The sequence below is a fragment of the Arthrobacter sp. 147(2020) genome (genome assembly GCF_013116715.1).
Lineage (GTDB): Bacteria > Actinomycetota > Actinomycetes > Actinomycetales > Micrococcaceae > Arthrobacter_D.
In genome coordinates, this window is record NZ_JABFOM010000026.1 from 1 (window position 1) to 22,323 (window position 22,323).

Annotated in this window: 27 protein-coding genes; 11 read left to right on the plus strand and 16 right to left on the minus strand. The window is 65.2% G+C overall.

All coding sequences use genetic code 11. The features are described from left to right. Positions 1 to 159: 159 nt before the first annotated feature. The 3 genes from HMI58_RS14385 to HMI58_RS14395 form a co-directional block, all read right to left on the minus strand. Positions 160 to 321 carry a hypothetical protein gene (locus HMI58_RS14385; RefSeq protein WP_171620699.1) on the minus strand — a complete coding sequence of 54 codons (162 nt, stop codon included), beginning with the start codon at positions 319 to 321 and terminating at the stop codon, positions 160 to 162. A gap of 225 nt (positions 322 to 546) precedes the next feature. Continuing rightward, positions 547 to 927 carry a hypothetical protein gene (locus HMI58_RS14390; protein WP_171620701.1) on the minus strand — a complete coding sequence of 127 codons (381 nt, stop codon included), beginning with the start codon at positions 925 to 927 and terminating at the stop codon, positions 547 to 549. A gap of 76 nt (positions 928 to 1,003) precedes the next feature. Continuing rightward, positions 1,004 to 1,315 (minus strand): hypothetical protein, encoded by a 312-nt coding sequence (locus HMI58_RS14395; RefSeq protein ID WP_171620703.1) that lies wholly within the window; start codon positions 1,313 to 1,315, stop codon positions 1,004 to 1,006. Positions 1,316 to 1,515: 200 nt separating this feature from the next. On the opposite strand from HMI58_RS14395, the gene HMI58_RS14400 reads away from it, so the two are divergent. After that, positions 1,516 to 2,601 carry an S-(hydroxymethyl)mycothiol dehydrogenase gene (locus HMI58_RS14400; protein WP_171586962.1) on the plus strand — a complete coding sequence of 362 codons (1,086 nt, stop codon included), beginning with the start codon at positions 1,516 to 1,518 and terminating at the stop codon, positions 2,599 to 2,601. Beyond that, the gene (locus HMI58_RS14405; protein ID WP_171586964.1) at positions 2,601 to 3,230 is read left to right on the plus strand and encodes an MBL fold metallo-hydrolase; all 630 of its coding nucleotides are present in this window, start codon (positions 2,601 to 2,603) and stop codon (positions 3,228 to 3,230) included. The genes HMI58_RS14400 and HMI58_RS14405 overlap by 1 nt, the downstream gene beginning before the upstream one ends. A gap of 95 nt (positions 3,231 to 3,325) precedes the next feature. Here the strand turns inward: HMI58_RS14405 and HMI58_RS14410 are convergent, their stop codons facing one another. The 3 genes from HMI58_RS14410 to HMI58_RS14420 are packed head-to-tail and all read right to left on the minus strand — an operon-like array spanning position 3,326 to position 4,942. Beyond that, a complete protein-coding gene (locus HMI58_RS14410; protein WP_171620705.1) occupies positions 3,326 to 3,664 on the minus strand; it encodes a hypothetical protein in 339 nt (112 codons plus the stop codon). Beyond that, positions 3,637 to 4,155, minus strand: a complete 519-nt coding sequence (locus HMI58_RS14415) for a PIG-L family deacetylase (RefSeq protein ID WP_171620707.1) — start codon at positions 4,153 to 4,155, stop codon at positions 3,637 to 3,639. The genes HMI58_RS14410 and HMI58_RS14415 overlap by 28 nt, the downstream gene beginning before the upstream one ends. 34 nt (positions 4,156 to 4,189) lie before the next feature. After that, positions 4,190 to 4,942 carry a lipoate--protein ligase family protein gene (locus HMI58_RS14420; protein WP_171620709.1) on the minus strand — a complete coding sequence of 251 codons (753 nt, stop codon included), beginning with the start codon at positions 4,940 to 4,942 and terminating at the stop codon, positions 4,190 to 4,192. Positions 4,943 to 4,961: 19 nt separating this feature from the next. Here HMI58_RS14420 and HMI58_RS14425 point away from each other — a divergent pair, with 19 nt between their 5' ends. Both HMI58_RS14425 and HMI58_RS14430 read left to right on the plus strand, forming a co-directional pair. Next, positions 4,962 to 5,345, plus strand: a complete 384-nt coding sequence (locus HMI58_RS14425; protein WP_171620711.1) for a DUF2177 family protein — start codon at positions 4,962 to 4,964, stop codon at positions 5,343 to 5,345. Further along, positions 5,342 to 5,773 carry a DUF2177 family protein gene (locus HMI58_RS14430; protein ID WP_171620713.1) on the plus strand — a complete coding sequence of 144 codons (432 nt, stop codon included), beginning with the start codon at positions 5,342 to 5,344 and terminating at the stop codon, positions 5,771 to 5,773. Before HMI58_RS14425 ends, HMI58_RS14430 begins: the two co-directional genes overlap by 4 nt. Here HMI58_RS14430 and HMI58_RS14435 read toward each other — a convergent pair. The 4 genes from HMI58_RS14435 to HMI58_RS14450 all read right to left on the minus strand — a co-directional run bounded on the left by HMI58_RS14435 (position 5,763) and on the right by HMI58_RS14450 (position 8,607). Then, entirely contained in the window at positions 5,763 to 6,047 is a 285-nt protein-coding gene (locus HMI58_RS14435) for a DUF427 domain-containing protein (RefSeq protein WP_171586970.1), read from the minus strand. The genes HMI58_RS14430 and HMI58_RS14435 overlap by 11 nt on opposite strands. A gap of 100 nt (positions 6,048 to 6,147) precedes the next feature. Continuing rightward, positions 6,148 to 7,179 (minus strand): aldo/keto reductase, encoded by a 1,032-nt coding sequence (locus tag HMI58_RS14440; RefSeq protein WP_171620715.1) that lies wholly within the window; start codon positions 7,177 to 7,179, stop codon positions 6,148 to 6,150. A gap of 70 nt (positions 7,180 to 7,249) precedes the next feature. Continuing rightward, entirely contained in the window at positions 7,250 to 8,026 is a 777-nt protein-coding gene (locus HMI58_RS14445) for a thioesterase family protein (RefSeq protein WP_171620716.1), read from the minus strand. A gap of 101 nt (positions 8,027 to 8,127) precedes the next feature. After that, positions 8,128 to 8,607 (minus strand): DNA alkylation repair protein, encoded by a 480-nt coding sequence (locus tag HMI58_RS14450; RefSeq protein ID WP_171620718.1) that lies wholly within the window; start codon positions 8,605 to 8,607, stop codon positions 8,128 to 8,130. A 247-nt stretch (positions 8,608 to 8,854) separates the two neighbouring features. Here HMI58_RS14450 and HMI58_RS14455 point away from each other — a divergent pair, with 247 nt between their 5' ends. Continuing rightward, positions 8,855 to 10,285 carry a hemolysin family protein gene (locus tag HMI58_RS14455; protein ID WP_171620720.1) on the plus strand — a complete coding sequence of 477 codons (1,431 nt, stop codon included), beginning with the start codon at positions 8,855 to 8,857 and terminating at the stop codon, positions 10,283 to 10,285. After that, complete coding sequence (locus HMI58_RS14460) at positions 10,282 to 11,304, plus strand: hemolysin family protein (RefSeq protein ID WP_171620722.1); 1,023 nt, start codon at positions 10,282 to 10,284, stop codon at positions 11,302 to 11,304. The genes HMI58_RS14455 and HMI58_RS14460 overlap by 4 nt, the downstream gene beginning before the upstream one ends. Before the next feature lie 28 nt (positions 11,305 to 11,332). Here HMI58_RS14460 and HMI58_RS14995 read toward each other — a convergent pair whose 3' ends face one another. From HMI58_RS14995 to HMI58_RS14475, 3 genes are all read right to left on the minus strand, one after another. Beyond that, positions 11,333 to 12,166: a GAF domain-containing protein gene (locus HMI58_RS14995; protein WP_171620724.1), complete on the minus strand. Its 834-nt coding sequence runs from the start codon at positions 12,164 to 12,166 to the stop codon at positions 11,333 to 11,335. Positions 12,167 to 12,173: 7 nt separating this feature from the next. Further along, the gene (gene sigK, locus HMI58_RS14470) at positions 12,174 to 12,755 is read right to left on the minus strand and encodes an ECF RNA polymerase sigma factor SigK (RefSeq protein ID WP_318779232.1); all 582 of its coding nucleotides are present in this window, start codon (positions 12,753 to 12,755) and stop codon (positions 12,174 to 12,176) included. Between the two features lie 185 nt (positions 12,756 to 12,940). Further along, positions 12,941 to 13,198, minus strand: coding sequence for a metal-sensitive transcriptional regulator (locus HMI58_RS14475; RefSeq protein ID WP_171586978.1), 258 nt, complete (start codon positions 13,196 to 13,198; stop codon positions 12,941 to 12,943). A gap of 124 nt (positions 13,199 to 13,322) precedes the next feature. On the opposite strand from HMI58_RS14475, the gene HMI58_RS14480 reads away from it, so the two are divergent. The 3 genes from HMI58_RS14480 to HMI58_RS14490 all read left to right on the plus strand — a co-directional run bounded on the left by HMI58_RS14480 (position 13,323) and on the right by HMI58_RS14490 (position 16,160). After that, the gene (locus HMI58_RS14480) at positions 13,323 to 13,934 is read left to right on the plus strand and encodes a rhodanese-like domain-containing protein (RefSeq protein ID WP_171620728.1); all 612 of its coding nucleotides are present in this window, start codon (positions 13,323 to 13,325) and stop codon (positions 13,932 to 13,934) included. Then, positions 13,931 to 14,704 carry a sulfite exporter TauE/SafE family protein gene (locus HMI58_RS14485; RefSeq protein ID WP_171620730.1) on the plus strand — a complete coding sequence of 258 codons (774 nt, stop codon included), beginning with the start codon at positions 13,931 to 13,933 and terminating at the stop codon, positions 14,702 to 14,704. The genes HMI58_RS14480 and HMI58_RS14485 overlap by 4 nt, the downstream gene beginning before the upstream one ends. A 70-nt stretch (positions 14,705 to 14,774) precedes the next feature. After that, entirely contained in the window at positions 14,775 to 16,160 is a 1,386-nt protein-coding gene (locus HMI58_RS14490; protein ID WP_171620732.1) for an MBL fold metallo-hydrolase, read from the plus strand. Between the two features lie 40 nt (positions 16,161 to 16,200). On the opposite strand, the gene HMI58_RS14495 is transcribed toward HMI58_RS14490, so the two are convergent. From HMI58_RS14495 to HMI58_RS14505, 3 genes are read right to left on the minus strand one after another with little or no spacing between them, the layout of a single operon-like run. Then, a complete protein-coding gene (locus HMI58_RS14495; protein ID WP_171620734.1) occupies positions 16,201 to 17,727 on the minus strand; it encodes a carboxyl transferase domain-containing protein in 1,527 nt (508 codons plus the stop codon). 1 nt (position 17,728) lies between these two features. After that, on the minus strand, positions 17,729 to 18,943 hold the full coding sequence (locus tag HMI58_RS14500) for a CoA transferase (RefSeq protein ID WP_171620736.1): 1,215 nt from the start codon (positions 18,941 to 18,943) through the stop codon (positions 17,729 to 17,731). 59 nt (positions 18,944 to 19,002) lie between these two features. Then, positions 19,003 to 20,382 carry an SLC13 family permease gene (locus HMI58_RS14505; protein WP_171620738.1) on the minus strand — a complete coding sequence of 460 codons (1,380 nt, stop codon included), beginning with the start codon at positions 20,380 to 20,382 and terminating at the stop codon, positions 19,003 to 19,005. A 157-nt stretch (positions 20,383 to 20,539) separates the two neighbouring features. Between HMI58_RS14505 and HMI58_RS14510 the strand changes: the two genes are divergently transcribed. After that, the gene (locus HMI58_RS14510) at positions 20,540 to 21,241 is read left to right on the plus strand and encodes an FCD domain-containing protein (RefSeq protein ID WP_171620740.1); all 702 of its coding nucleotides are present in this window, start codon (positions 20,540 to 20,542) and stop codon (positions 21,239 to 21,241) included. A 131-nt stretch (positions 21,242 to 21,372) separates the two neighbouring features. Next, positions 21,373 to 22,239: a universal stress protein gene (locus tag HMI58_RS14515; protein WP_171620742.1), complete on the plus strand. Its 867-nt coding sequence runs from the start codon at positions 21,373 to 21,375 to the stop codon at positions 22,237 to 22,239. Positions 22,240 to 22,323: the final 84 nt, after the last annotated feature.

Consider the following 22,323-nt stretch of genomic DNA (forward strand, 5'->3'; position numbering starts at 1 on the left):
CATCTGCGTTCTCCTGCCGCTTCATACCTCCATCACATCACCCGCCACTGACATTCTTGGGGTGGATGAATGTAGGAAAAGAAATGAACTCAAGAAATTTTCCTAGCGCCCAGCACACTTCGGGCCTGTGCTACGGCGAAGGTACACTTCGGGCCTGTGCTACGGCGAAGATGACCTTCCCCTCACAGAAGGCCCTTCCAGCGTCCAGCGCACGGCGTCGTACTCGCCGTAGCCTGCGGCCACCGCGTCAATCACCAGGCACGCTCCGTCCACCTGTTTGCTGTCCCCGACCGGCTCCCCAAGGTCAACGGTGAGTGGCACCAGATCGTTGCCCTGACAGGTCTGCCTGTCAATTCGACAGGGACTCGACAGGGGTCGTCACGATGATCCGGTCCGCCTCATCGATGACTGCTGGCTCGAGTACAGTCGCGCCCGGCGGCCCGCGCAGCCGGAGAGCGCCACGCCCATTCCAGCCTCGTCGTATCCGCGGAGACTACGGCCGGAGAGGCAGTTGCCAGATCTGGGGGCACTGTAACCTCGCAATACTTACGGACCAGCTGGCTCAAGCGCCTGAGCAGCTAGTTCCGCCAGTTTGTCCTGCAGTATCCCATCCGGTTCGGAGCTGCCTACAGACTGCGCGGACGCCATCAAACCGTTGCTGCGTGCAGTAACAGCCATCGTGTAGGTCGTCTGCCCTGCTCCACTCGTCTCGGTGGCAAGGAGTGCGTAGGACTCTTCACCTACCAGATCCTGCGGCAGTTCCTCGGAGACGAGGGTGACTATCGTTTCCCCCACGGTAACGGTCATTGGTGAGCATTGATCCAGATAGCCGCGATCCAGATCGAAACTCTGCCTGAGTGCCTCATCGTCAGAACCACCGAGTACGACAAGTAAAAGAACACTGCCGAATGGGTCGGCTTGGCCCATTCCCATTACCCCACCGGTAGCTTTGCCTCGGGCTTGGGCCATGTTGTTAACCATCTTTTCCCCGCATTCGACGGGCTCAATGACCGCGCCCCTCCATCGCCTCTTCAGCGGCCTCCATTCCAGCCTCGGAATCCTCCAGGGGCACTATCTGTAAAGGAGCATCAAGACCATCCGTCAATCCAGCAAGGTGGGTCTCAAGTTCCGCCTTACTGATGGTCCCTGCTATCGGGGCTGCAGTTGCCGTCGCCGAAGCAGAAGTCTCGCTCGGCTGCGGGGAAGCTGTGGTGCCAGCTTGTCCGGGTTGAGGCTCGATGGTGGCGTTCGCGCTGCAGCCGGTAAGGAGCAGCGCTGCTCCAAGCACGCACGACGCTACGACATTAGATTTCATGATGTGTTCCCCCAGGTTGGCAGCGGATTTCCGCTCGCAGTAGAAGAATTGTAGGGGATCAACGAGCCAATTCAGTCCAGTGCAATCCAGCGATCCTCTCAGGCCGGAGTGGGGTGAAGATCACCTGATTGAGTCACTGTCCGTGTCCGTGCCTATGCTTGAGTCAACGCCCGGTACGCAACCGAAAGGACCGTGTAAAAATGGCTCATAGAGTCCAAGCTGTCATTGTCAGGGAAAAAAACTCACCAGCGACGATCGAAACCATCCTGGTGCCAGATCCCGGACCGGGTGAAGCGCTGGTTGACATCCTCACCTGCGGCGTCTGCCACACCGATCTGCACTACAAACAGGGCGGGATCAGCGACGATTACCCGTTCCTCCTTGGGCACGAAGCAACCGGCGTGGTCAGCGCCGTCGGCCCGGATGTTACGCAGGTCAAGGCCGGCGACCGCGTCATCCTGAACTGGCGTGCTGTCTGCGGCGAATGCCGCGCCTGCCGCCGTGGCGAAGCCCAGTACTGCTTCAACACCCACAACGCCACCCAGAAGATGACCCTTGAGGACGGCACCGAGCTCTCACCCGCACTCGGAATCGGCGCGTTCGCAGAGAAGACCCTCGTCGCTGCCGGCCAGTGCACCAAGGTGGATCCCGAAGCGGATGCCGCAGCTGTCGGCCTGCTTGGCTGCGGCATCATGGCTGGCATTGGTGCAGCCATCAACACCGGCAACGTCCGTCTCGGCGACTCCGTAGCGGTCATCGGTTGCGGCGGCGTAGGTAGCGCCGCCATTGCCGGCGCCAAGCTGGCTGGGGCGACGACCATCATCGCTGTCGACATCGACGACCGGAAGCTCGAAGCTACTCGGAAGCTGGGCGCTACCCACACGGTCAATTCCAAGGACCAGGACGCCGTCGAAGCCATCCGTGCCCTCACCGACGGCAACGGAGCCAACGTGGTGATCGACGCCGTCGGCCGCCCCGAAACCTACAAGCAGGCGTTCTACGCCCGCGACCTTGCCGGCACTGTGGTGCTGGTCGGGGTTCCCACCCCCGACATGGTGCTGGAACTGCCACTGCTGGACGTGTTCGGGCGGGGCGGCTCACTGAAGTCCTCCTGGTACGGCGACTGCCTGCCGTCCCGGGACTTCCCTATGCTGGTGAGCCACTACCAGCAGGGCAACCTCGACCTCGACGCGTTCGTCACCGAACGCATCAAACTTGATCAGGTGGAGGCCGCGTTCGACAAGATGCACGACGGCTCGGTCCTGCGCTCGGTGGTGGAACTCTGATGGCTGCACGCGTGGAGCACCTGCTCACCAGCGGAACCTTCTCGCTGGACGGCGGGACCTGGGACGTGGACAACAACGTCTGGATCATCGGCGACGACACCGAGTGCATCATCATCGACCCGGCGCACAACGCGGACGCCGTCGTCGAGCAGGTCAACGGCCGTCAGGTCCGGGCCATCCTGCTGACCCACGGCCACGATGACCACATCCGTGCGGTCGGCGCCGTGTACGACGCCGTCCGGGCACCCATTCACCTGCACCCGGCGGACCGGATGCTGTGGGACCAGGTGTACCCTGATCCGGCGCCGGACCAGGACATCAACGACGGCGACGAGTTCACGGTTGCTGGCGTTACCCTCAAAGCGCTGCACACCCCGGGGCACTCCCCCGGTTCGGTGAGTTTCTACCTTGAGGAGGCCGGGACGGTCTTCACCGGCGACACCCTGTTCCAGGGCGGTCCCGGGGCCACCGGCCGGTCCTTCAGCGACTTCCCGACCATCATCGAATCGATCCGCAACCGCCTGCTCACCCTGCCGGCTGACACGGTGGTGCGTCCCGGACACGGCGACTCGACGACGGTCGGCGCTGAAGCACCATCCCTCGACGAATGGATCGCACGCGGCCACTAGGCACGATGCTCCACCAGTACGACGACGACTGCCCCGTAGCCCCGCCAGGCTGCGGGGCAGTCCGCGTCAGGACTGTCTACAGCGCTTCGTCGTAGCTACAGCGCCTCGAAGATGTCGTGCAGGAGCGGGTCCCCGGCGGTCCGGGGCGGCCAGGCCATGACGTAGCACTCGCGGCCGACGGTGCGTCGCCAGTCTGCGGCGCTCCGGGTGGGATCGGTGATCACATGCAACTGGCTGCGGTGCTGCGACAACCCGGCCACAATCCGGTCGGCCACCGGGCTGGTGTCGACCTCATCTGCGACCGTCTCATCGGGCACGCCCCGCAGGTGGTAGACCCGGTTCGGGTCCCCGGCGTCCCTGCCCGTCCGGACGCGCGCGGCGTTCCACCGCTCGAAGGTGGATGCCTTCAGCGCCCCGTGCAGCAGTCGCCGCAACCCGGGACCGCCGTCGGCGCGAACCCGGGACCGCCGTCGGCGCGAACCCGGTGAAAGGCGGCGTCGGTGGCCCGGCCGACCGCGATGTGGTCAGGGTGCCCGGTGATCCCCTCCGGCCCGAAAGTTGCCACCACATCGGGGCGTTCCTCCTGAAGGAGGGCAGCGATCCGGTTGACCAACTCCCCGTCCGGAACGTCGGCCACTGACCCGTCCTGATAGTCGAGCCAGATATGACGGTCGGGGACCCGGCCCAGGGCACGCCAGGCGTTCCGGCACTCGCCCCGGCGGACCGCCCCCAGCGACTCCCGGGTAGCCGGGAAGCCCGGGGGGATGTCACCACCCGACCCGTCAGTGGCATGGACCAGGACAAACCGGAAACCAGAATCCGATGAGTGCAACGCCACGGTTCCGGCAACACCGTAGGCGTCGTCGTCGGGGTGGGCGACCACCAGCATGACCGACCTGCGCACGGTGGTGGGTGGCGCCGTCATCCTCGCCTCCTACGGTCTGAGGGAATTCTGGCAGTCAGGATACGCCGGGCTGCACCGGTGCGGAAGTGAAAGCGGTGGACGTGGGAACGGTAAGCCAGTAACCGCTTCGCCGGTAGGCGTCCACAACCGCGTCCTCCACCCTCCCGACCGTCACCCCAGGAACCAGGTCCTCCACCGCCCCAGCGGTTGCCGGGTCCCAGTCGAGTCCCATCGCCGCGTACGACGACGTCAGCACCTCACGGATCGGCGCCGAATCCTCAACCACCACCACCGACGAAAACAACCACGCACCCGCAACCACCCGCTGGGCGGTGCCCACCAGTTTGAGCTGCCCGGCAGTGCCGGTGCCGTGGACGCTGTATTCACCGGGACAGTACTCCCCCGGGATCTCCCCGACGCCCGCTGCGACGCCAACGGATTTCAGCGCGTCAGCCAGCAGGTCACCGAATCCGGAGAAGCGTGCGCGTGACCCGGCGACAGCGTCGGTCTGCGGCTCCACATGATCGATCACCAGGCAGCCCTGATGGTAGGCGGCCGCACGCCCTCCCGCCCGCCGGACCAGCGGCTCAAACCCGCGTTCCCGGGCGGCGGCCTCCGCGGCGGGGAACCCGGACAGCCGGGTGTCCCGCTGTCCGAACGCCAGGGTGGGCTGGGGCCGGTAGAGCCGGAGCGTGGCGGGCTGGTTTCCCGCGGCGACGGCCCGGAGGAGGGTGATCCCCGCTGCCAGATCGTCGGCGGCCCCCGCTGAGGCGGCGCCGCGCACCAGGGACAGCTCGATACCGCTCATCTAGGTTAGGCTCCTGTCCATGGTCTTCCTGCAGTTTCTGGTTGCCGCAGCAACGTTCCTGCTGCTGGACGCCGTGTGGCTCAAATCGATGAGCAAGTTCTACCGGGGTCAGCTGGGCGACCAGCTCGCCGACAAACCCAATTTTCTCTACGCGGCTGCGTTCTACCTAATCTATATAGCCGGGATTGTGATGTTCGCAGTCCAACCGGCTCTGGCCACCGGATCCTGGCTGGCAGCACTCGGCTACGGTGGGGCCCTTGGGTTCTTCGCCTATGCGACGTACGACCTAACCAACGCGTCGACCCTCAAACGGTGGCCCGCTCTCCTCATCATCGTCGATCTGGCGTGGGGCACCGCGTTGACCGCACTGATCACCCTTGTCACCTACCTGGTGTTCGCATGATCAGGTTTATCCGGAACGCAGCGGTGGTCGCGGGGTTTTTTCTGCTGTTCGACATCCCCTGGCTGCTGGTCATGGCGGGAATGTACCGGGGCTGGATCGGGCCTCTGATGGCCGAGGACACCTCGTTGGGCTACGCGGTGGTGTTCTACCTCGCGTACTCAGCGTCAGCGTGTTGGCTCGCCGTCCGCCCCGCGCTGGAGCGCGGCAGCCTGCGGGAGGCAGCGATCTCCGGTGCCGTCCTCGGTTTTGCCGCGTACGGCACCTACGGCTTCACCAACGCCGCCACCCTCCGCGACTGGCCAGCCCAGATGCTGCTGATCGACACCATCTGGGGCACCTTCCTGACTGCGGGCATTTGCGCTGCCGCCTACGCAACGATCCGGCGCATCGACCGTCGTACCGGGAGAAAAGCCGGGATCAGTCGGTAACCGTGACCCCGCGCCAGAAAGCCACATGGCCGCGGATGTTCCCGGCGGCCGACTTCGGTTCCAGGTAGGTCCAGGCGGCGTCGTCGTTCGTGTCGCCGTCTACTGTGATCGACAGGTAGTTGGCGGTGCCCTTCCACGGGCACACAGTGGTCATTGCACTGTCGCTGAGGTATTCGGCCTTGACCGATTCACGGGGGAAGTAGTGGTTTCCCTCGACCATCACTGTCTCGTCCGACTCCGCGATGACGACGTCGTTCCACATTGCCTTTGCCATGATGCTGGCCTTCCTTTCACAGCACCCGGGGCGGGCACCTACTGTTTCTCAACGAGCGTGCCCGCTCCGGAATTCCGTGGTCGTGCCGGAAGACCCTTGGTTAGCGTCCGCCGTCGATCTTGCGGCTGCGCTGTTCCTGCCCAGGTACGCCGTAGGGGTAGTCGGAAACCTCGGGAGCGCTGATGGTGCTGAGCCGGTCGATCTCCTCTGCGGTGAGGGTCACGGCGTCGGCTCCGAGGTTATCGGTAAGCTGCTCGGTGTTCCGCGCCCCGAGGATCACTGAGGTGACGGCTGGCTGCTGCGCCACCCAGGCGAGGGCAACCTGGGACGCGGTGATGCCCCGCGACCCGGCGATGTCCACGACGGTGTCGATGATGCGCCAGGTGCGTTCCTTGGAGTTGCGTTCCTTCCACGCCTCCATGCCTCTCTCGGGGTTCTCACCCAGCCGGGTTTCCCCGGTCGGCGAGGTGTCCCGCTTGTACTTTCCGGTCAGCCAACCGCCGCCGAGCGGCGACCAGGGCAGCAGTCCCATACCGGCGTCGAGGGCTGCGGGAACGATCTCCGACTCGATTTCACGCACCAGCAGGCTGTACTGGGGCTGCAGGGTGACGGGGGCGTTCCAGCCGTGGGCCTTGGCCAGCCAGACCGCTTTGGTCAGCTGCCAGCCGGTGTAGTTGGAGAAACCGTAGTAGCCGATCTTGCCGCTGCGGATTGAGTCCTCAAGGAAACCGAGGGTTTCCTCGAGTGGGGTCTGGGGATCCCACGAATGCACCTGGTAGAGGTCGATGTGGTCGACCCCCAACCGTGCGAGCGAGTCATCGAGCGCGCGGCGCAGGTGGCGACGTGACAGACCAATGTCGTTCACACCGTCACCCATCGGGAACCGTCCCTTGGAGGCGATGACCATCTGGTCGCGCTCCGTAGGGTTCTTCGCCAGCCAGGAACCGATGATTTTCTCGGACGCGCCGGCTGTGTACACGTCGGCAGTATCGATGAAGTTGCCGCCGGCCGCCGCGTAGGCGCTCATAATCTGGTGGGAGGTCGCTTCGTCAGCCTCCGCCCCAAAGGTCATGGTGCCGAGTGCGTACGCCGAGACTGCCGCGCCACTGTTGCCTAGCTTCCGGTATTCCATGGGGGTGCTCCTAGGGGAATTGATTGCGGGTGTTCTTCTTCCACCCTAGTTGCACCGGTACACCCCGGGACTACAGCTTCCTGATGGTGAGGATCTGCTCGGCCCGCCCGAACGGCCCGGCGGTGTCGTGAAGCACTGCCGAGGTCAACCCGATCCCGTCGGTTCCGAAGCTGACGCTGGTTTCCAGCCCTAGCCATTCGCCCGCCGGCTCCCGGTACAGGTGGACCTGCAGATCAAGGTTGGGGAACATCCAGCTTCCCGGGCCGGGAGGTACCCGGGCGGAGACCCCGTTGGCGGTATCAATTAGTCCGATCAGCCGGACCAGGTCGGCTGTCTCAATGCCGTCGACCATCTGCTGGGGTGTCCGGAGCCAGACCCGTCCCCGGCCCGGGCGGTGTCCCTCGACAACCCTGAACTCCAGCGATTCGATGTAGCCACCCGGCCAGGCGGTCATTTCCGCAAACGGTCCCGCCTGCTCGGGTCCAGGCATCGACTCGTCTTCGATAGCGGCCACCGCCGAGCTGTCCGCCTTCGCCAGGCGCCAGGCCTTCGCACGAATCACTGTCCTCCCACCGGAGATCATCTCTGCTTCGAGCAGTTCGATGGTTTTGCCGGGCCGGATAACCTTCGCGATCACATCGAACGTCCCGCCCGGAATCATGCCGAGAATATCGAAGCTGAGCCGAGCCATCCGCAGGTCGGGGCGCGGGCTGCACTCTTCGAGGCAGTGCGCCAGCAGACCCGCAGCCGGAGCCATGTGCTGCTCCTTCGGGTTCCAGGCACCCTGCGCATGGATGGTTGATTCGAAGCTACCCTCGCCCAGGGAGCGGTAGTAAGAGCCTGGCATGACTGAGCACCTTTGCTTGACTGCGATGGAGGTGCGGGCGACCAACCGGTCGCCAGCGAAGAACCAGTCTAGACGTGTTGGACATCGGATGGCCGTGAAGGCTAGCGCGTCCGCACCCCTGACAGTTCCGCCGCGCGGCCAAGCCAAGGGTCGACGTCGGCCGCCCACCGGGCAAGAATGGACGCCGCCCGATCGGCATCCCGGTGCGAAAGTCCCGCGATCAGCGGACCAACCACATCGTGCGCGAGCGGGTCAACCAGCTCGCGTGTTCCGGCCCCGCGAAGGAATCCCTCCAGCCGGGTCAGGTCGGTGGCCACCAACAGCGGAAGTTTCGTCTGCAGGACGACTACTGCCGCGAGCCGACGTTCGAAGACCGGGATCGCCCAGAGCTCCGAGCTGAGGGCGAGCACGGCGTCGTGCTCCATCCCCCGGTAGCGGCGGAAGGCATCACGGACGGTGCCACGCACCGCACCCACCGAAGAGCCATACCGCCGCAGGCCATCGGCGCCAGAATCCGCTGCCCGCTCCCACGATGCCTCACGCTGCAGTCCGGCATCGATGAACTCCCCGGCGTCACTCATTGTTCAATTCTCAACCGGAGCAGGCACCCAGTCGAATGGCGCACATGTGTAGCAAGGTTACTGAGTTTTGCCGGACCCTCGGTATAGTGAAGATTGTCAATGTCCCAAGACTGCTAAAGGTGCTGGTCTAACTGCGTACGAAACCGGGGTCCTCTGATGACCCCAGTCATTGTTGTTCTTTCACTCTAAATCCTGAGCTACATCGCTGCCGTGAGTATTCACCGGCCAGCCGCGGGGGGTCCGCATCATGACCATCACCCTGCTGACGCTTCTGCTCGGCATCATCATCATCCTCGCCATCATCGCCGCCAATGGCTATTTCGTGGCCCAGGAATTCGCCTACATGTCGGTCGACCGGAACAAGCTGGCTGCCAGCGCCGAAGCCGGCGACGTGGCTGCCCAACGCGCCCTGAAGGTCACCAAACGGACGTCCTTCATGCTGTCCGGCGCCCAACTGGGTATCACCGTTACCGGCCTCCTGATTGGTTACGTCGCTGAACCGCTGGTCGGCGAATCGCTGGGTATCTTCCTCGGCGGTGCCGGAGTGCCCATGGCGCTCGGCATCTCAATCGGTACCGTGCTGGCACTGGTCATCGCTGCGGTAGTGCAGATGATCTTCGGCGAGCTGTACCCGAAGAACCTGGCCATCGCCAATCCCGAGCCAATGGCCCGCGGACTGGCCCGATCCACCACGATCTACCTCGCCACCTTCGGCTGGCTGATCACCATTTTTGACCACTCGGCCAACGCGCTGCTCAAGCTGGTGCGCGTTGAACCGGTGCACGACGTCGACACCACCGCCACGGCGGAGGACCTCGACCGGATTGTCGCGGACTCCCGCCGGAGTGGCGACCTGCCGGAAGAATTGTCGATGCTGATCGACCGCATCCTCGACTTCCCGGACCGGGACATCGAGCACGCGATGATCCCTCGCTCGCAGGTCGGCACCGTGGGGCTCCTGGCAACAGTCGGCCAGGTACGCATCCTGATGGCCGATGCCCACACCCGTTACCCGGTGGTATCGGAAACCGAGGAGCCCCTAGGCGTCGTGCAGCTTGCGGACATTCTGCCCGCGAGCGTGCGCGACGACGCACTGGTCACCACAGTGATGCACCCACCGCTCGTCCTGCCCGCGTTGATGTCACTCCCCGACGCGCTGGAGCAGCTGATGAACTCCCGCAACGAACTCGCCTGCGTCATCGACGAGTACGGCGGCTTCACCGGCGTCATTACCGTTGAGGACCTCGCCGAGGAGCTGGTCGGTGAACTGACCGACGAGCACGACGACGAAGCGCCTCCCACGATCGAGACCGAGGAAGACAACACGTGGCGGATGAGCGGCGATGTTCACGTCGACGAGGTGGAGCGTGCCATCGGGCATGACCTGCCCGAGGGTGATTACGAGACCATTTCCGGAGTGCTGATTGCCGCCCGCGGGCAGCTGCCGGTCATCGGCGAAACCGTGACGGTGGTGCTGCCCGATGATCCCCGCGATGTGGTGGAGGACGAACCGGTACGGCGGGTGCTCGACGTCGAAGTCCTCGACGTCGCACGCCACGTACCGAGCGAGCTGCTCGTGCGTCTAATCGAGGTAACCCCCGAGAACGCCGACGCCGGTGAGCGTGCCGAACGCCGCACCGACGCCCAGGCTGACGCCAGTGAGGATGAGACCCGATGACTGACCCATTGACCGTAACCCTGGTGACCGCACTGCTCATCGTCCTCAGTGCCTTCTTCGTGGTGATCGAGTTCGCCCTGCTGGGCGCACGGCGTTACCGTCTGGAAGCCGAGGCCGCCAACAACCGATCAGCCCGCGCGGCTTTGCGCGGCATCAACGAACTGACCATCATGCTCGCCGGAGCCCAGTTGGGTATCACGGCGTGTACCTTCGCCCTGGGAGCAATCACCAAACCGGCTGTCGACGCCTGGCTGGGACCGGTCCTCGGATCGTGGGGGGTGCCTGCCGGCATCGCGGGAGGAACCGCGTTCGCGCTGTCCCTGCTCTTCGTCACGTTCCTCCACCTGGTGGTGGGCGAGATGGCCCCCAAGTCCTGGGCGATTGCCCACCCGGAGCGTTCGGCCAAACTGATTGGGCTGCCCTCCCGTGGCTTCATCTGGTTGGTGCGCCCCCTGCTGGTTTGGGTCAACGCCATTGCCAACCGGCTCGTGGCCGCGAGCGGTGTCACCCCGGTCAACCGCGCGGCCGTGGGCGGGCTCGACGCGGGTTCCATCCGTCACCTGGTGGAGCACTCGGCGGCGTCGGGAGCACTCGACGCTTCCTTTGAGACGCAGCTGTCGGGCGTCCTGGAGCTGGAGACGCTCACCGTTCGCTCCCTGATCGCGCCGGATGGGAAAGCTACAGTCGTCCCTGACACCGCGTCGGTGGCCGACGTGCAGGAAGTAGCTGCCCGCTCCAAGCACCTCCGGATCCTGGTACAGGGCCCCGCAGGTGAGGCGCCGGGTGTCATCCATGTGCGGGACACGCTCCTTGAGCCCCCGCAACGAAAGGTCAGGGAACTGGCAGGGCCAGCATTCCTGCTCGACGCCGACGTGCCCGTGTATGAAGCCCTCGCCCAGATCCGTAGCGCAAGCGTGCAGCTCGCTGCGGTGATGGACAACGGTGAGTTCATCGGCGTGATCACCCTGTCGGACGTCCTGCGGCGCGTACTTCCGATGTCGATGACCCCAGCCTCATAGGTCGTTGCTGCGACAGGCCGCTGAGGCCCTAGGACGGAATCGATTCGATTTCATCCTGGGCCTTGGCGGCCAGTCTTTTTAAGGTCAGTTCGTCGGCCGCGGAGAAGCCTCGGGGAGCGTCGTCGATCACGCAGAGGGTGCCGATGGGCCAGCCGCCAGGACCGCGCAGGGCGTAGCCCGCATAGAACCTGATGTGGGGCTTGAGCCGGACCAGCGGGTTGTTTCTGAACGCGGTGTCATCGCGGGCGTCGTGCACCACCATCGACTGCTCGCAGCGAATCGTCTGGTTGCAGAAGGAAATCCGGCGCGGGACATTCGCACCGATGGGACCCGTCACCGATTTGATGAACTGGCGGTGCTGGCCGATAAGTGCGATCGACGCCGAGCTGACACCGAACGCTTCCCGGGCTTCGCGGGTAATCCGGTCAAACCGTTCCTCAGGCAAAGACCCCATCAGACCGGTCAGATGCAGCGACCGCAGGCGCCGGATTTCGGCGTCGTTCAAGGGGAACAGCGAGGCGGCCGCGGTGGACAACCGCCGCAGCGCCGGGTCGGTCGGGCTCTCGAACGTACTCTCGGACGGGGTGCCCGAGGCCAGCGAAATGTTGTCGGTGGTGTAGGCGGCGCGGCGCACGGGCGAGTGCTCGCCGTCGAGAACCTCATTGATGGCGTGCGAGACCATGTCCCGTTCGAAGTCGCTGAGCTGCAGGAGGCCGCTCACATAAGCCTTGAAATCGATGACGTCGCAGGTGCCCCCGATGCTGGCGTAGACCTCCCACGCGGTATCGAGGCTCAACCCGGAGTTCACGGCGGCGAGGCGGGTGAACCACTGCTGCAGGTAAGGGTCCATAGAGAACTTCACTTTCTGCTCACCGTGAGTGGGAGTCGTAGCCGTCAGCTTCCAGTGCGTCCCGCAGCCGGGTAAGTCCAGCCTGGATTCTCGACTTGGCGGTGGGAAGTTTGATCTGCAATGTCTCGGCGACCTCAACATAGGTCAGTCCGCCATAGTACGCAAGGTTGATGGCTTCCGCCTGGCGCTCGGTGAGCGAGGCGAGGCACTTCCTGACACTCTCGGACATCAGGGTGTGGTGGACGGTCTCCTCGATGCTGTCTTCCTTGACCGCAGCCGCCCGCTGGCTGTAGGCCGTATCGCGCCCCGTCGCGCTCTGTTCGCTTCGCACCCGGTCGACAGCACGGCGGTGGGCGAGGGTGAAGATCCAGCTCTGGGGTGAGCCCCGGCCTGCATCGAACTGCCCTGCAGTGGTCCACAGCATGAGGTAGACCTCCTGCACCACTTCGGCGGTGATTGCTGCATTTTTGATCACCCGGAGCACCAGGCCATAGACCCGTTTACAGGTTTGTGCATAGACAGACGCGAAAGCATCTTGGTCACCGTCGGCGGTACGCCTCAGTAGGTCTGAGAGGTCGAAACCCGGGGCGGAATCACTCACGCCGTGCGTAACAGGGCCGTGCATACTGCTGGGAACCATGAGACCTCGCCACTGAGTAGGTGCGAAATCAACCAGTCAGCGCGAGAGCTCTGCGGCGCCCCACACCACTCGAACCATTTCACCAGTAGCTCCAGCCCGCAACAGGACACCTCCCATCGAGATCAAATCGATATAGTCAGGCGACGCTAGGCGAGCGAGAGGAAAAGCTTCTCCAGTTGCTTCTTGTCCATAGTCGCGTCCTCGCTGGTGAGGCACTGCTCCAGCCCGGTCGCGATGATGGCGAACCCTGCGCGATCCAGCGCTTTCGAGACGGCGGCCAACTGCGTAATGACGTCCTTGCAGTCCTTACCCTCCTCGAGCATGCGTGTCACGGCAGCGAGCTGCCCCTGGGCGCGCTTTAGCCGATTGATGACCGGGGTCAGCTCTGAGGTGTCGAGTTGCATGGATTCTCCAGGTTGGGGTGTCATCTGAGTATACCCCATGGGGTGTTTTGCATACCCCCTTGGGTATCTGTAATACTCAGTGGGGTATCCACCTTTCACGCTCAACTGAAGGAAATAGCGCCCCATGGCCACCACTTCCCACACTCTCAAGTCCCTGACCGCCCAGCAGCTACTCGTCTGGCAACAGGAGCACGAGGACGTCGTCGTCATCGACGTGCGCTCGGCGGCCGAGTTCGCTTCGCAGCACATCCGCGGCGCCTACAACGTCCCGCTTCCGCTCCTGTCCGAGCACGCCGGGGAGTTCGCTTCTCGCCTCCACAGCCGGGTAGTGCTGGTCTGCCAGTCGGGTGCCCGCGCCGAACAGGCCCGGCAGCGGCTCCATGGCGCAGGGCTCGACGCCGCCTACGTCCTCGCTGGAGGCACCGCCGGGTTTGCCGCCGGCGGGGGTGCGGTGGTCAGCGGTAAGACCAGCTGGGATCTGGAACGCCAGGTCCGCCTGACCGCCGGCTCGCTGGTGCTACTGGGTCTGACCGGCGGCCGATTCCTCTCTCCGAAAATCCGCAGTCTGGCCGGCGTGATCGGTGCCGGGCTGACCTTCTCCGCGGCCACCAACACCTGCGCCATGGGCACAGCCCTCTCAGCCCTCCCCTGGAACCGGGCTCAGAACGAACCCACCCGCGAATCGGCCATCGCACAACTGCCGCCACGCCGGGATTCCACCGCCCTGGCCTCATGATCACTGCGCTCAGCCTGGGACTCTCCGTCGGGATCCTGTTGGGACTCGTGGGAGCGGGCGGATCAATCATCGCCGTTCCGGCGCTCGTTTATGGCGTTGGAATGAGTACCGGCGAAGCCATCCCCACCTCCCTGCTGGTGGTGGGGATGGCCTCGGTGACAGCGCTGCTACCCAGGCTGCGCGCGGGCATCAACTGGCCGGTCGTCGCCCTCGTCGGGGCAGCCGGCATCCCGGCCGCCTGGGGCGGAGCAGCGGTTGGCACCATGCTGAACCCGGACCTCCTCATGCTGTTCTTCGCCGTAATCATGATGGTCGCGGGAATCCGGATGCTCGGCTCGGTCACCGAAACTGCCGGGTCCTGCAGCTCTGGCCCACGCCGCTCTTTCAGGACCTGCGCGCCGAAGGCGCTTGCCGTCGGCCTGCTGATCGGCTTCCTCACCGGCCTGCTGGGCGTGGGCGGCGGTTTCCTGCTCACCCCCGCGTTGACCCTGTTCCTGGGACTCGGGCTGAAGCAGGCGGTGGGATCTTCCCTAGCGATCATCGCCATCAATTCGGCCGCGGGATTCAGCGCCCACGCCGTCGGCTTCACTATCGACTGGCCGCTCGTCCTGGCCTTCGCCCTTCCAGCCATCCTCGGTTCGTTGATCGCGAGCCGGCTCGCCGCGCTCCTGCCGGAGCGGATCCTCAGGGTCGCGTTCGCCATCCTCATCTTTACCGTTGCGGCATGGGTGGTTGCCACCTCCGCCGTCGCACTACTCCTCTCCCCATAAACCCCATCTTCATCCCCTCATCACACCGCATCACTCCGCATCACTCCGCATCACTCCGAAGGAGAATTCCATGCTTATCGAACGCATTTACGACGAAGACCTTGCCCAGGCCAGCTACTTCATCGGCTGCCAGCGCAAAGGTGAGGCAGTGGTAGTGGATCCGCGCCGGGACATCGGTGTCTACCAGTCGCTGGCCACAGCGAACGGTATGACCATCGTTGCCGTCACCGAAACCCATATCCACGCCGACTACCTGTCCGGAAGCCGGGAGCTCGCCGCCGCCACCGGTGCAGCCCTGTATGTGTCGGGGGACGGTGGACCTGACTGGCAGTACGGGTTTGACGCCAACCTGCTGCACGACGGCGACACGATCACGATTGGTAATATCACCGTCCAAGCACTCCATACCCCGGGTCACACCCCCGAGCACCTGTCTTTCCTTGTCACCGACGGCGCTTTCACCGACCAGCCGGGCTACCTGCTCTCGGGCGACTTCGTCTTTGCCGGAGACCTGGGCCGGCCCGATCTGCTGGATGAGGCGGCCGGTGGCGTTGACACCCGCTTTGTCGGGGCGAAGCAACTGTTCGCCAGCCTGAGGGATGTGTTCCTGCACCTGGACGACTATGTGCAGGTCCACCCGGGCCATGGCTCCGGGAGTGCCTGCGGCAAGGCCCTGGGTGCTGTGCCCTCCACCACGGTGGGGTACGAGCGTCTGTACGCCTGGTGGGGTCCCTACCTGGCAGCCGGGGACGAGCAGGGGTTCATTGATGAACTGCTCGATGGACAGCCGGACGCCCACGCCTACTTCGCCCGGATGAAGCGGGAGAACCGTGACGGGCCCGCCCTCCTTGGGCCGAGGCCGCCGCTGCAGCAACTGGACGCGGTCGACGTCGCGCACGGACTGGCCGCGGATGAACTGAGCTTTGTCGACACCCGCCCCAACACGATGGTCCATCAGGGCACGGTGATCGGCGCGCTGAACATTCCCGCAGGCAAAAGCACCGCCAGCTTCGGCGCCTGGGCGGTGGATCCGGACCGGGATCACCGCCCGCTGGTACTGCTGGCGGACGGCCGGGACCAGGCCCAGGAGATCTGGGACCACCTGATCCGGGTGGGAATTGACCGTGTTGCCGGGTACGTCACGGGACTGGACGGCCTGCCGACCAGCGTCCCCCGCACGGTCACGCCCGCGGAGCTGGAGTCGTTCGACCGGTCCATGCTGCTCGACGTCCGTGCCCGAAGCGAGCACACTGCGGGGCACATTCCCGGCTCGTACCAGCTCAGCGGAGGCCGCGTGCTCTGGAATCTCGACCAGCTTCCCCAGCAAGGCACAGTGGTCACCTACTGCCAGAGCGGGGTCCGCAGCTCGGTTGCGGCGAATGCGCTCCGCCACGCGGGCTACGACGTCGTCGAACTCGAGGGCAGTTATGCCGCCTGGCTGGCGGACCAGAACTAGGGTCCAGCCCCGGTTATTCAGCGCCGCCCAGGCAGCCCCGTTATTCCGCGGCGGTTGCCAGGCGGGGCCCCAGGTCACGGTACTTGGCGGTCCGGCGGACCAGCAGGTCGTCCATCGGGGTGCCAGCAAGGGCTGCGAGCTCGTACTCGATGGCAGCCCCCAGCCGCAGGCAGAACGCCCTGGCTTCCTCGGCGGCGTCGTCGCGCTCGTCGACGATGTGGTCCACCAGCCCATTGGCATGCAATGCAGCCACGTTGACTCCCTGCGCCTCGGACAGCGCCGGAGCGAACTCGGTGCTCCGGTGCATGATGGCGCTCGCACCTTCGGGCGGCAGCGGCGAAAGCCAGGCGTGGTGGGCGGCAATGGTCCGGTCGGCGGGAAGGAGCGCCAGAGCTCCCCCGCCGGCGCCCTGGCCCAGCAGCACCGAGACGGTCGGCGACTGCAACCCGATCAGGTCATAGAGCGAGCGCGCAATCTCTCCGGCGAGCCCGCCCTCCTCGGCGTCCTTGGAGAGCGCCGCACCAGCCGTATCAATCACTGTCAAGAGGGGCAGGCCGAGTTCCTCAGCCAGCTTCATCCCGCGCCGTGCCTCCCGGAGCGAGGCAGGACCCATCGCACTCTCCGGGGTGGATCGTGACCGGTTGTGGCCCAGGACCACGCAGGACTGGTCGCCGAAGCGGGCCAGCGCCAGCTGGAGCCCGGGGTCCTTCTCCCCCTGCCCGGTGCCATTGAGCGGCAGCACATCCTGCGCCGCCCAGGCGAGCAACCGGCGCAGATCCGGGCGGCGACGGTTGCGGGAGATCTCAATGGAGGTCCACGCGTCAACGGCGGCGGGGACGCCGTCGAGAGTCGCTGGCGGTGCCACTGGCTCGGTGGCCTGCGGGGAAAGCACGTTCAGTGCCCGATCGACGATTTCGGAGAGCAGCTCCGGCGGGACCACCGCGTCGATAAGTCCCTTGTCGTACAGGTTTTCAGCGACCTGCACGTTCTCCGGGAAGGGGGCGCCGTACAGCGCCTCGTACACCCGGGGACCGAGGAACCCGAGAAGCGCACCCGGTTCGGCGACGGTGACGTGGCCCAGTGATCCCCAGGAGGCCATCACCCCGCCGGTGGTGGGGTGCCGCAGGTACACCAGGTAGGGCAACCGGGCCCGGCGGTGGGTGCGGACCGCGGCCGAGATTTTCACCATCGACAGGAACGCGAGCGTGCCCTCCTGCATCCGGGTGCCGCCCGACGCCGGTCCCGCCAGCAGGGGCAGTTCCTCCCGGGTGGCGCGCTCAATGGCCGCTACGATCCGGTTCGCGGCGGCCAGCCCGATGGAACCGGCGAGGAACCGGAACTCGGACACGATCACCGCTACCCGTCGACCGCGGATCAGCCCTTCGCCGGTGAGCACCGACTCGTCAGCGCCGCTTTTGTCCCGCGCGGCCTGCAGTTCCCTTTCATACTTCTCGTCAGGGTGCGGGCCGGGGACCGGTTCATCCCAGGACGTGAAGGTCCCCGGATCGAGGACGACGTCGATCAGTTCCGCAGCGGTCAGGTGGCGCACCGGCTGGGCGGCCGTCACGCTAGGAGTCCTTCGCGAGGGCGTCGTCGAGCCAGCGCCGGATGTCGGCGCCGTCCTGGTCCAGCAGGGGTGGGGCGGTGTGGTTGGAGTTGGTGGTCTCCTGCTCGGCGGCGTCGAAGAACCGCAGCGGTGGGCCGGGGAGGCTGACCTTGCCCAACAACTGGTGCTCGACGTCGATCAGCAGTCCCTGCGACTTGACCTGCTCCCACTCGTAGACCTCATCGAGTGAGCGGACCTTGCCCGCCGGGATTCCCGCTTCGTTGAGCTTCGCCAGCAACGGAACGGATTCGTAGGCGGCAAAGGCCTTCTCGATTTCGCTGATCAATTGGTCACGGTTCCGCACCCGGTCGCCGTTGGTGGCGAACTCGGCGCGGCCGGCGTCGAGCCCGAAGGTTGTGGCGAACTTCTGCCACAGTTTCTCACTACCAACGCTGATCTGGACCTTCCCGGCGTCGCAGCTGAAAAGGCCGTAGGGAGCGATGGAGGGGTGGTGGTTGCCCTGCGCCTGCGGCACCTCGCCGGCGACAGTGGTCCGGGTTCCCTGGAAGGCGTGGACGCCGACCAGCGCAGCAAGCAGCGATGTGCGCACCACCTGGCCCTTGCCGGTCCTCTCCCGTTCGAGGAGTGCCGCGAGGGCGCCGTACGCGCCGTACATCCCGGAGAGCAGGTCGGCGATGGGGACGCCGACGCGCTGTGGGTCGTCAGGGCTGGGCCCGGTCAGCGACATCAGTCCCGCTTCACCCTGCAGGATCTGGTCGTAGCCGCTTCGGCTGGACTCGGGTCCGTCGTGGCCGAAGCCGGTGATCGAGAGGATGACGAGGCGTGGGTTGAGCTCATGCATCGCCTCGGTGGAGAACCCCAGCCGGTCCAGGACTCCGGGACGGAAGTTCTCGACGACGACGTCGGCCCGTTCCAGCAGGGCTGTGAGGATCTTTTTGCCGTCGTCGCTTTTCAGGTCCAGGGCGATCGATTCCTTGTTCCGGTTGCAGGACAGGAAGTAGGTCGCCTGGGGGTTGTCTTCGGGGCCCACAAAGGGTGGGCCCCAGCCGCGGGTGTCGTCGCCGGAACCGGGGTTCTCCACCTTGATCACGCGGGCACCCAGGTCGGCCAGCATCATTCCGGCGTGCGGGCCGGCCAGGGCGCGGCTGAGGTCCACCACGAGGGTGCCGGCGAGTGGGCCGGAGCGCTCTGCGGGGGCGGGGGTAGCTGTGGTCATGGTGATCTTTCCTCTCAGTGGGGTGTCCGGTTCCGGCGTTCAGGGTCTCGGGGCAGGGCTTAGAGCCAGCCCGGAACCACCAAAACCAGCCAGGCGACGAGCGGTCCGACGACGACGATGATGCCGCCGTAGGCGAGGATCTGCTTGTAGAAGCGGTCCCGGTCGGTGCCTTCGGGTGCGTTGGCGAGCACCAGTGCACCATTGGTGGAGAACGGTGACACGTCGACCACCGTGGAGGCGATCGAGAGGGCAGCGATCACACCGATCGCACCGATTTCGCCGGATTCCAGGAACGGGATCGCCAGCGGGATAAGTGCTGCCAGGATCGCGGTCGAGGAGGCAAAGGCGGAGACCACAGCACCGATGTAGCAGATCAGCAGGGCTGCCAGCAGTGGCATACCCAGGCTGGCGACGCCGTCGGAGACGTACTCGATGGTTCCGGCTTCCTGGAGGACGCCGACGAAGGTGAGCATGCCGCAGATCAGCAGGACCGTTGACCAGCTGATCTTCTCGACAGCACCCTTCTGGGACCGCGGCGAGATCAGCGCAAGGGCGACGGCGACGGTGATGGCGACGAATCCGACGTCGACCTTGAAGCCGAGGGCGACGACGGCCAGGATGATCAGGCCGGCGATGGTGGCGTACTGCGCGAGGGTCTGCTTGGACTCGGTGGCGACAGCGCCGCCGTCGTTCCCTGACCTGGCTTTGCCCTTCAGCGAGTCGGTGCCGGACCCGGTGCCGCGGAAGTCGACGTCGGCGCCCGAGGCGCGGGCTCCCACGCTGGCGCGCATCCGGGCGTCGGCTGCGCCTTCGACGAACTGCTCAACCCGTGCGGAGAAAAGCTTCCGGCCGCCCAGCACCAGGAACAGGACGACGGCGATGAGGAAGTTGAAGATCAGGCTGGAGAGGAAGAGGGCCATCGGGCTGTACTCGAAACCTGTATCGGCGACGATGCCGTTGACAATGACGCCGTAGACGGCGATGGGCGAGAAGCCGCCCGCCTGGGCGCCGTGGACCACCATCATGCCCATCAGGAGGGGGCTGATCTTGTGCTTCGCGGCGAAACCCAGGGCAACGGGCGCCATGATCGCCACGGCCGCGGGGCCGAGCGCGCCGACGGCAGTGATCACGCCGGTGATGATGAACATGATCCAGGGAATCAGGGCCACCCGGCTGCGGACGAGTTTGACCGCTCCGTTGACTAAGAGGTCGATCGTGCCGTTGTTTTGGGCGATCGCGAAGAGATAGGTGACGCCGACCAGGGTCAGGAACAGGCCGCCGGGAAAGTTGGCGATGATGTCATCGGTTTCCATGCCGAGGAAGACTGCACCCAGCAGGAAAGCGCCCACGAAGGCGAGGGCGCCCATGTTGACGGGCAGCAACGTGGCAATCAGGAACATCGCTGCCAGGATGATGATGGAGAGGAGCGGGACGGACATGGGTCTTCTTTCGCCGGTGAAAGTGTGATGTGACGCACGTTACCGGCGCACTGGACTAGACTGTTAGACACTGATCCATTTGTCAATTGTGAAGCGGTCCTCGTCGGATCTGCTCATACACTGGCATGACCTTTCCCGTTGACGATGAGGACCGCTGATGAACTCACCGCCCGATCCACGGCAACTGGTTCGCGCGCCGCGGCCACGCCTGTATGAGCAGCTGGTGGAGCAGATCCTCGTCTATATCGAGGAAGCCCAGCTGGGACCCGGCGACCTATTGCCGGCCGAACGCATCCTCGCCGAGCAGCTGGGGGTTTCGCGGGCAACGTTGGCGCAGGCACTGGTGGCCCTGGAGGTGCTCGGCATCATTGACGTGCAGCATGGGACGGGCGCGGTGCTGGTCTACCGGCCATCTCTGGCGACGGTGATCAGGAAACTGCGTGAACACCAGTCCCGGCTGCCCGAGATCGCTGAGGCGCGTAGCACGCTGGAGGTCAAGCTGGCTGCGCTGGCGGCTGAGCGGCGAACTCCTGAGGACCTCGCGGCGATCGATGCCGCGTTGGACGCCATGGCGGCGGAGATCGACGGCGGGCACCGGGGGACGCGCGGGGATGAGCTGTTCCACCAGTCGGTGACCGCGGCGGCCCACTCCCCCGTACTGGGGCAGTTGATGGCGTTCATCGCGGAGATGGTGCTGGAAACCCGGATTGAGTCGCTGGGTCAACCCGGCAGGCCGGAGCAGTCCCTGCGGTCGCATCGGGTCATTGCCGAAGCAATCCGTGCGCAGGACGCGGCAGCGGCCGCTGCGGCGATGCAGTCGCACATCGATCTGGTGTCGGACGTCGCATTGCTGAAGTAGGTGCGGATCACGAGGGCCGCGAGGTGGCCATACTTGTGACTTTCGGCCCTACGGTTTCTTGGTGGTGGTGCGGGACGCTGTGATGGTGCGGGACGCTGAAGCCCCCCACTCAGCCGACCTGGAGGCCCGCCATGAATGCGTCCAAACCGATTGCCGTGGCCACCACGGACAATGCCCAAAGCCAGGCCGCGGTGAGGTGGGCTGCGCGCAGGGCGGAGCGCCTCAAACTTCCCCTGGTCATCCTTTACGTTGTCGATGACCGCTGGGTGACAGAGCCCATTCCGTGGGCCAACAATCTCCTGAAACTCGGCGAGCAACTGCTGGAGAATACCGCTCGGCGTGTCCGGGCGGATCACCAGGTGGAGGTCACCACCAAGCTCCTTGAAGGTGGAGTGGCCGGTAAGTTGGGACAGTACTCGAGCGAGGCATCGCTGTTGGTGGTCGGCTCGGGCAGCGTCCATCTGGGTGGCTCCCTCACCGACCGTGCGCTTCAGATCGCTGCCACCGCTGACTGCCCGGTAGCTGTGATTGGCCCTCAAGAGATTGGGGAACGGCGGGGAGTGGCGGTGGGCGTTGATGGGTCAGAGGAAGCGATCCAGGCGGTTGCCTTCGCTGCTGCCGAGGCGGACCGGGATGGCCAGGAACTGGTGGTGGTCTACGCCCTGCAGACGCCCAACCATCTGTTGGACGAGGGCCTGCTGCCCCGAACGCTCACCCAGTCCCTTGAGGAAGAGGAACGGGTGGTCTTGTCCGAGACAGTTTCGGGCATCGGGGAGGACTACCCCGACCTCGCGGTCCGCAAGGTGCTGGAAACCGACAGGGAACCAGCGGCCGCGCTGCTGCATGCGGCGGCGAATGCTGCCCTTCTGGTGGTGGGGAGCCGCGGTCGGGGCGGCTTCAGACGGCTCCTGCTCGGATCAACGGCCCATGCCGTCCTGCACCACCTCCCTTGTCCCACCGTGGTGACGCCACTTCACAGCATCAAGCATCTGGACTAGGTCATGGCTTCCGACGACGCCGTTCCCCAGAAATCCTCACTGTCCGCCGATGAGTGCTGGCAGCTCTTACGTGCTGGCTCCTAC

Bases quoted from the DNA above. Each gene is read 5' to 3' on its own strand.
- HMI58_RS14450 (WP_171620718.1), bottom strand. From the start codon at position 8,607: ATGAGTGACGCCGGGGAGTTCATCGATGCCGGACTGCAGCGTGAGGCA.
- HMI58_RS14415 (WP_171620707.1), bottom strand. From the start codon at position 4,155: ATGACGGCGCCACCCACCACCGTGCGCAGGTCGGTCATGCTGGTGGTC.
- HMI58_RS14500 (WP_171620736.1), bottom strand. From the start codon at position 18,943: ATGACCACAGCTACCCCCGCCCCCGCAGAGCGCTCCGGCCCACTCGCC.
- HMI58_RS14475 (WP_171586978.1), bottom strand. From the start codon at position 13,198: ATGCAACTCGACACCTCAGAGCTGACCCCGGTCATCAATCGGCTAAAG.
- HMI58_RS14400 (WP_171586962.1), top strand. From the start codon at position 1,516: ATGGCTCATAGAGTCCAAGCTGTCATTGTCAGGGAAAAAAACTCACCA.
- HMI58_RS14420 (WP_171620709.1), bottom strand. From the start codon at position 4,942: ATGAGCGGTATCGAGCTGTCCCTGGTGCGCGGCGCCGCCTCAGCGGGG.
- HMI58_RS14490 (WP_171620732.1), top strand. From the start codon at position 14,775: ATGCTTATCGAACGCATTTACGACGAAGACCTTGCCCAGGCCAGCTAC.
- HMI58_RS14405 (WP_171586964.1), top strand. From the start codon at position 2,601: ATGGCTGCACGCGTGGAGCACCTGCTCACCAGCGGAACCTTCTCGCTG.
- HMI58_RS14395 (WP_171620703.1), bottom strand. From the start codon at position 1,315: ATGAAATCTAATGTCGTAGCGTCGTGCGTGCTTGGAGCAGCGCTGCTC.
- HMI58_RS14445 (WP_171620716.1), bottom strand. From the start codon at position 8,026: ATGCCAGGCTCTTACTACCGCTCCCTGGGCGAGGGTAGCTTCGAATCA.
- HMI58_RS14455 (WP_171620720.1), top strand. From the start codon at position 8,855: ATGACCATCACCCTGCTGACGCTTCTGCTCGGCATCATCATCATCCTC.
- HMI58_RS14515 (WP_171620742.1), top strand. From the start codon at position 21,373: ATGAATGCGTCCAAACCGATTGCCGTGGCCACCACGGACAATGCCCAA.
- HMI58_RS14430 (WP_171620713.1), top strand. From the start codon at position 5,342: ATGATCAGGTTTATCCGGAACGCAGCGGTGGTCGCGGGGTTTTTTCTG.
- HMI58_RS14510 (WP_171620740.1), top strand. From the start codon at position 20,540: ATGAACTCACCGCCCGATCCACGGCAACTGGTTCGCGCGCCGCGGCCA.
- HMI58_RS14460 (WP_171620722.1), top strand. From the start codon at position 10,282: ATGACTGACCCATTGACCGTAACCCTGGTGACCGCACTGCTCATCGTC.
- HMI58_RS14440 (WP_171620715.1), bottom strand. From the start codon at position 7,179: ATGGAATACCGGAAGCTAGGCAACAGTGGCGCGGCAGTCTCGGCGTAC.
- HMI58_RS14390 (WP_171620701.1), bottom strand. From the start codon at position 927: ATGGGCCAAGCCGACCCATTCGGCAGTGTTCTTTTACTTGTCGTACTC.
- HMI58_RS14435 (WP_171586970.1), bottom strand. From the start codon at position 6,047: ATGGCAAAGGCAATGTGGAACGACGTCGTCATCGCGGAGTCGGACGAG.
- HMI58_RS14425 (WP_171620711.1), top strand. From the start codon at position 4,962: ATGGTCTTCCTGCAGTTTCTGGTTGCCGCAGCAACGTTCCTGCTGCTG.
- HMI58_RS14505 (WP_171620738.1), bottom strand. From the start codon at position 20,382: ATGTCCGTCCCGCTCCTCTCCATCATCATCCTGGCAGCGATGTTCCTG.
- HMI58_RS14480 (WP_171620728.1), top strand. From the start codon at position 13,323: ATGGCCACCACTTCCCACACTCTCAAGTCCCTGACCGCCCAGCAGCTA.
- HMI58_RS14485 (WP_171620730.1), top strand. From the start codon at position 13,931: ATGATCACTGCGCTCAGCCTGGGACTCTCCGTCGGGATCCTGTTGGGA.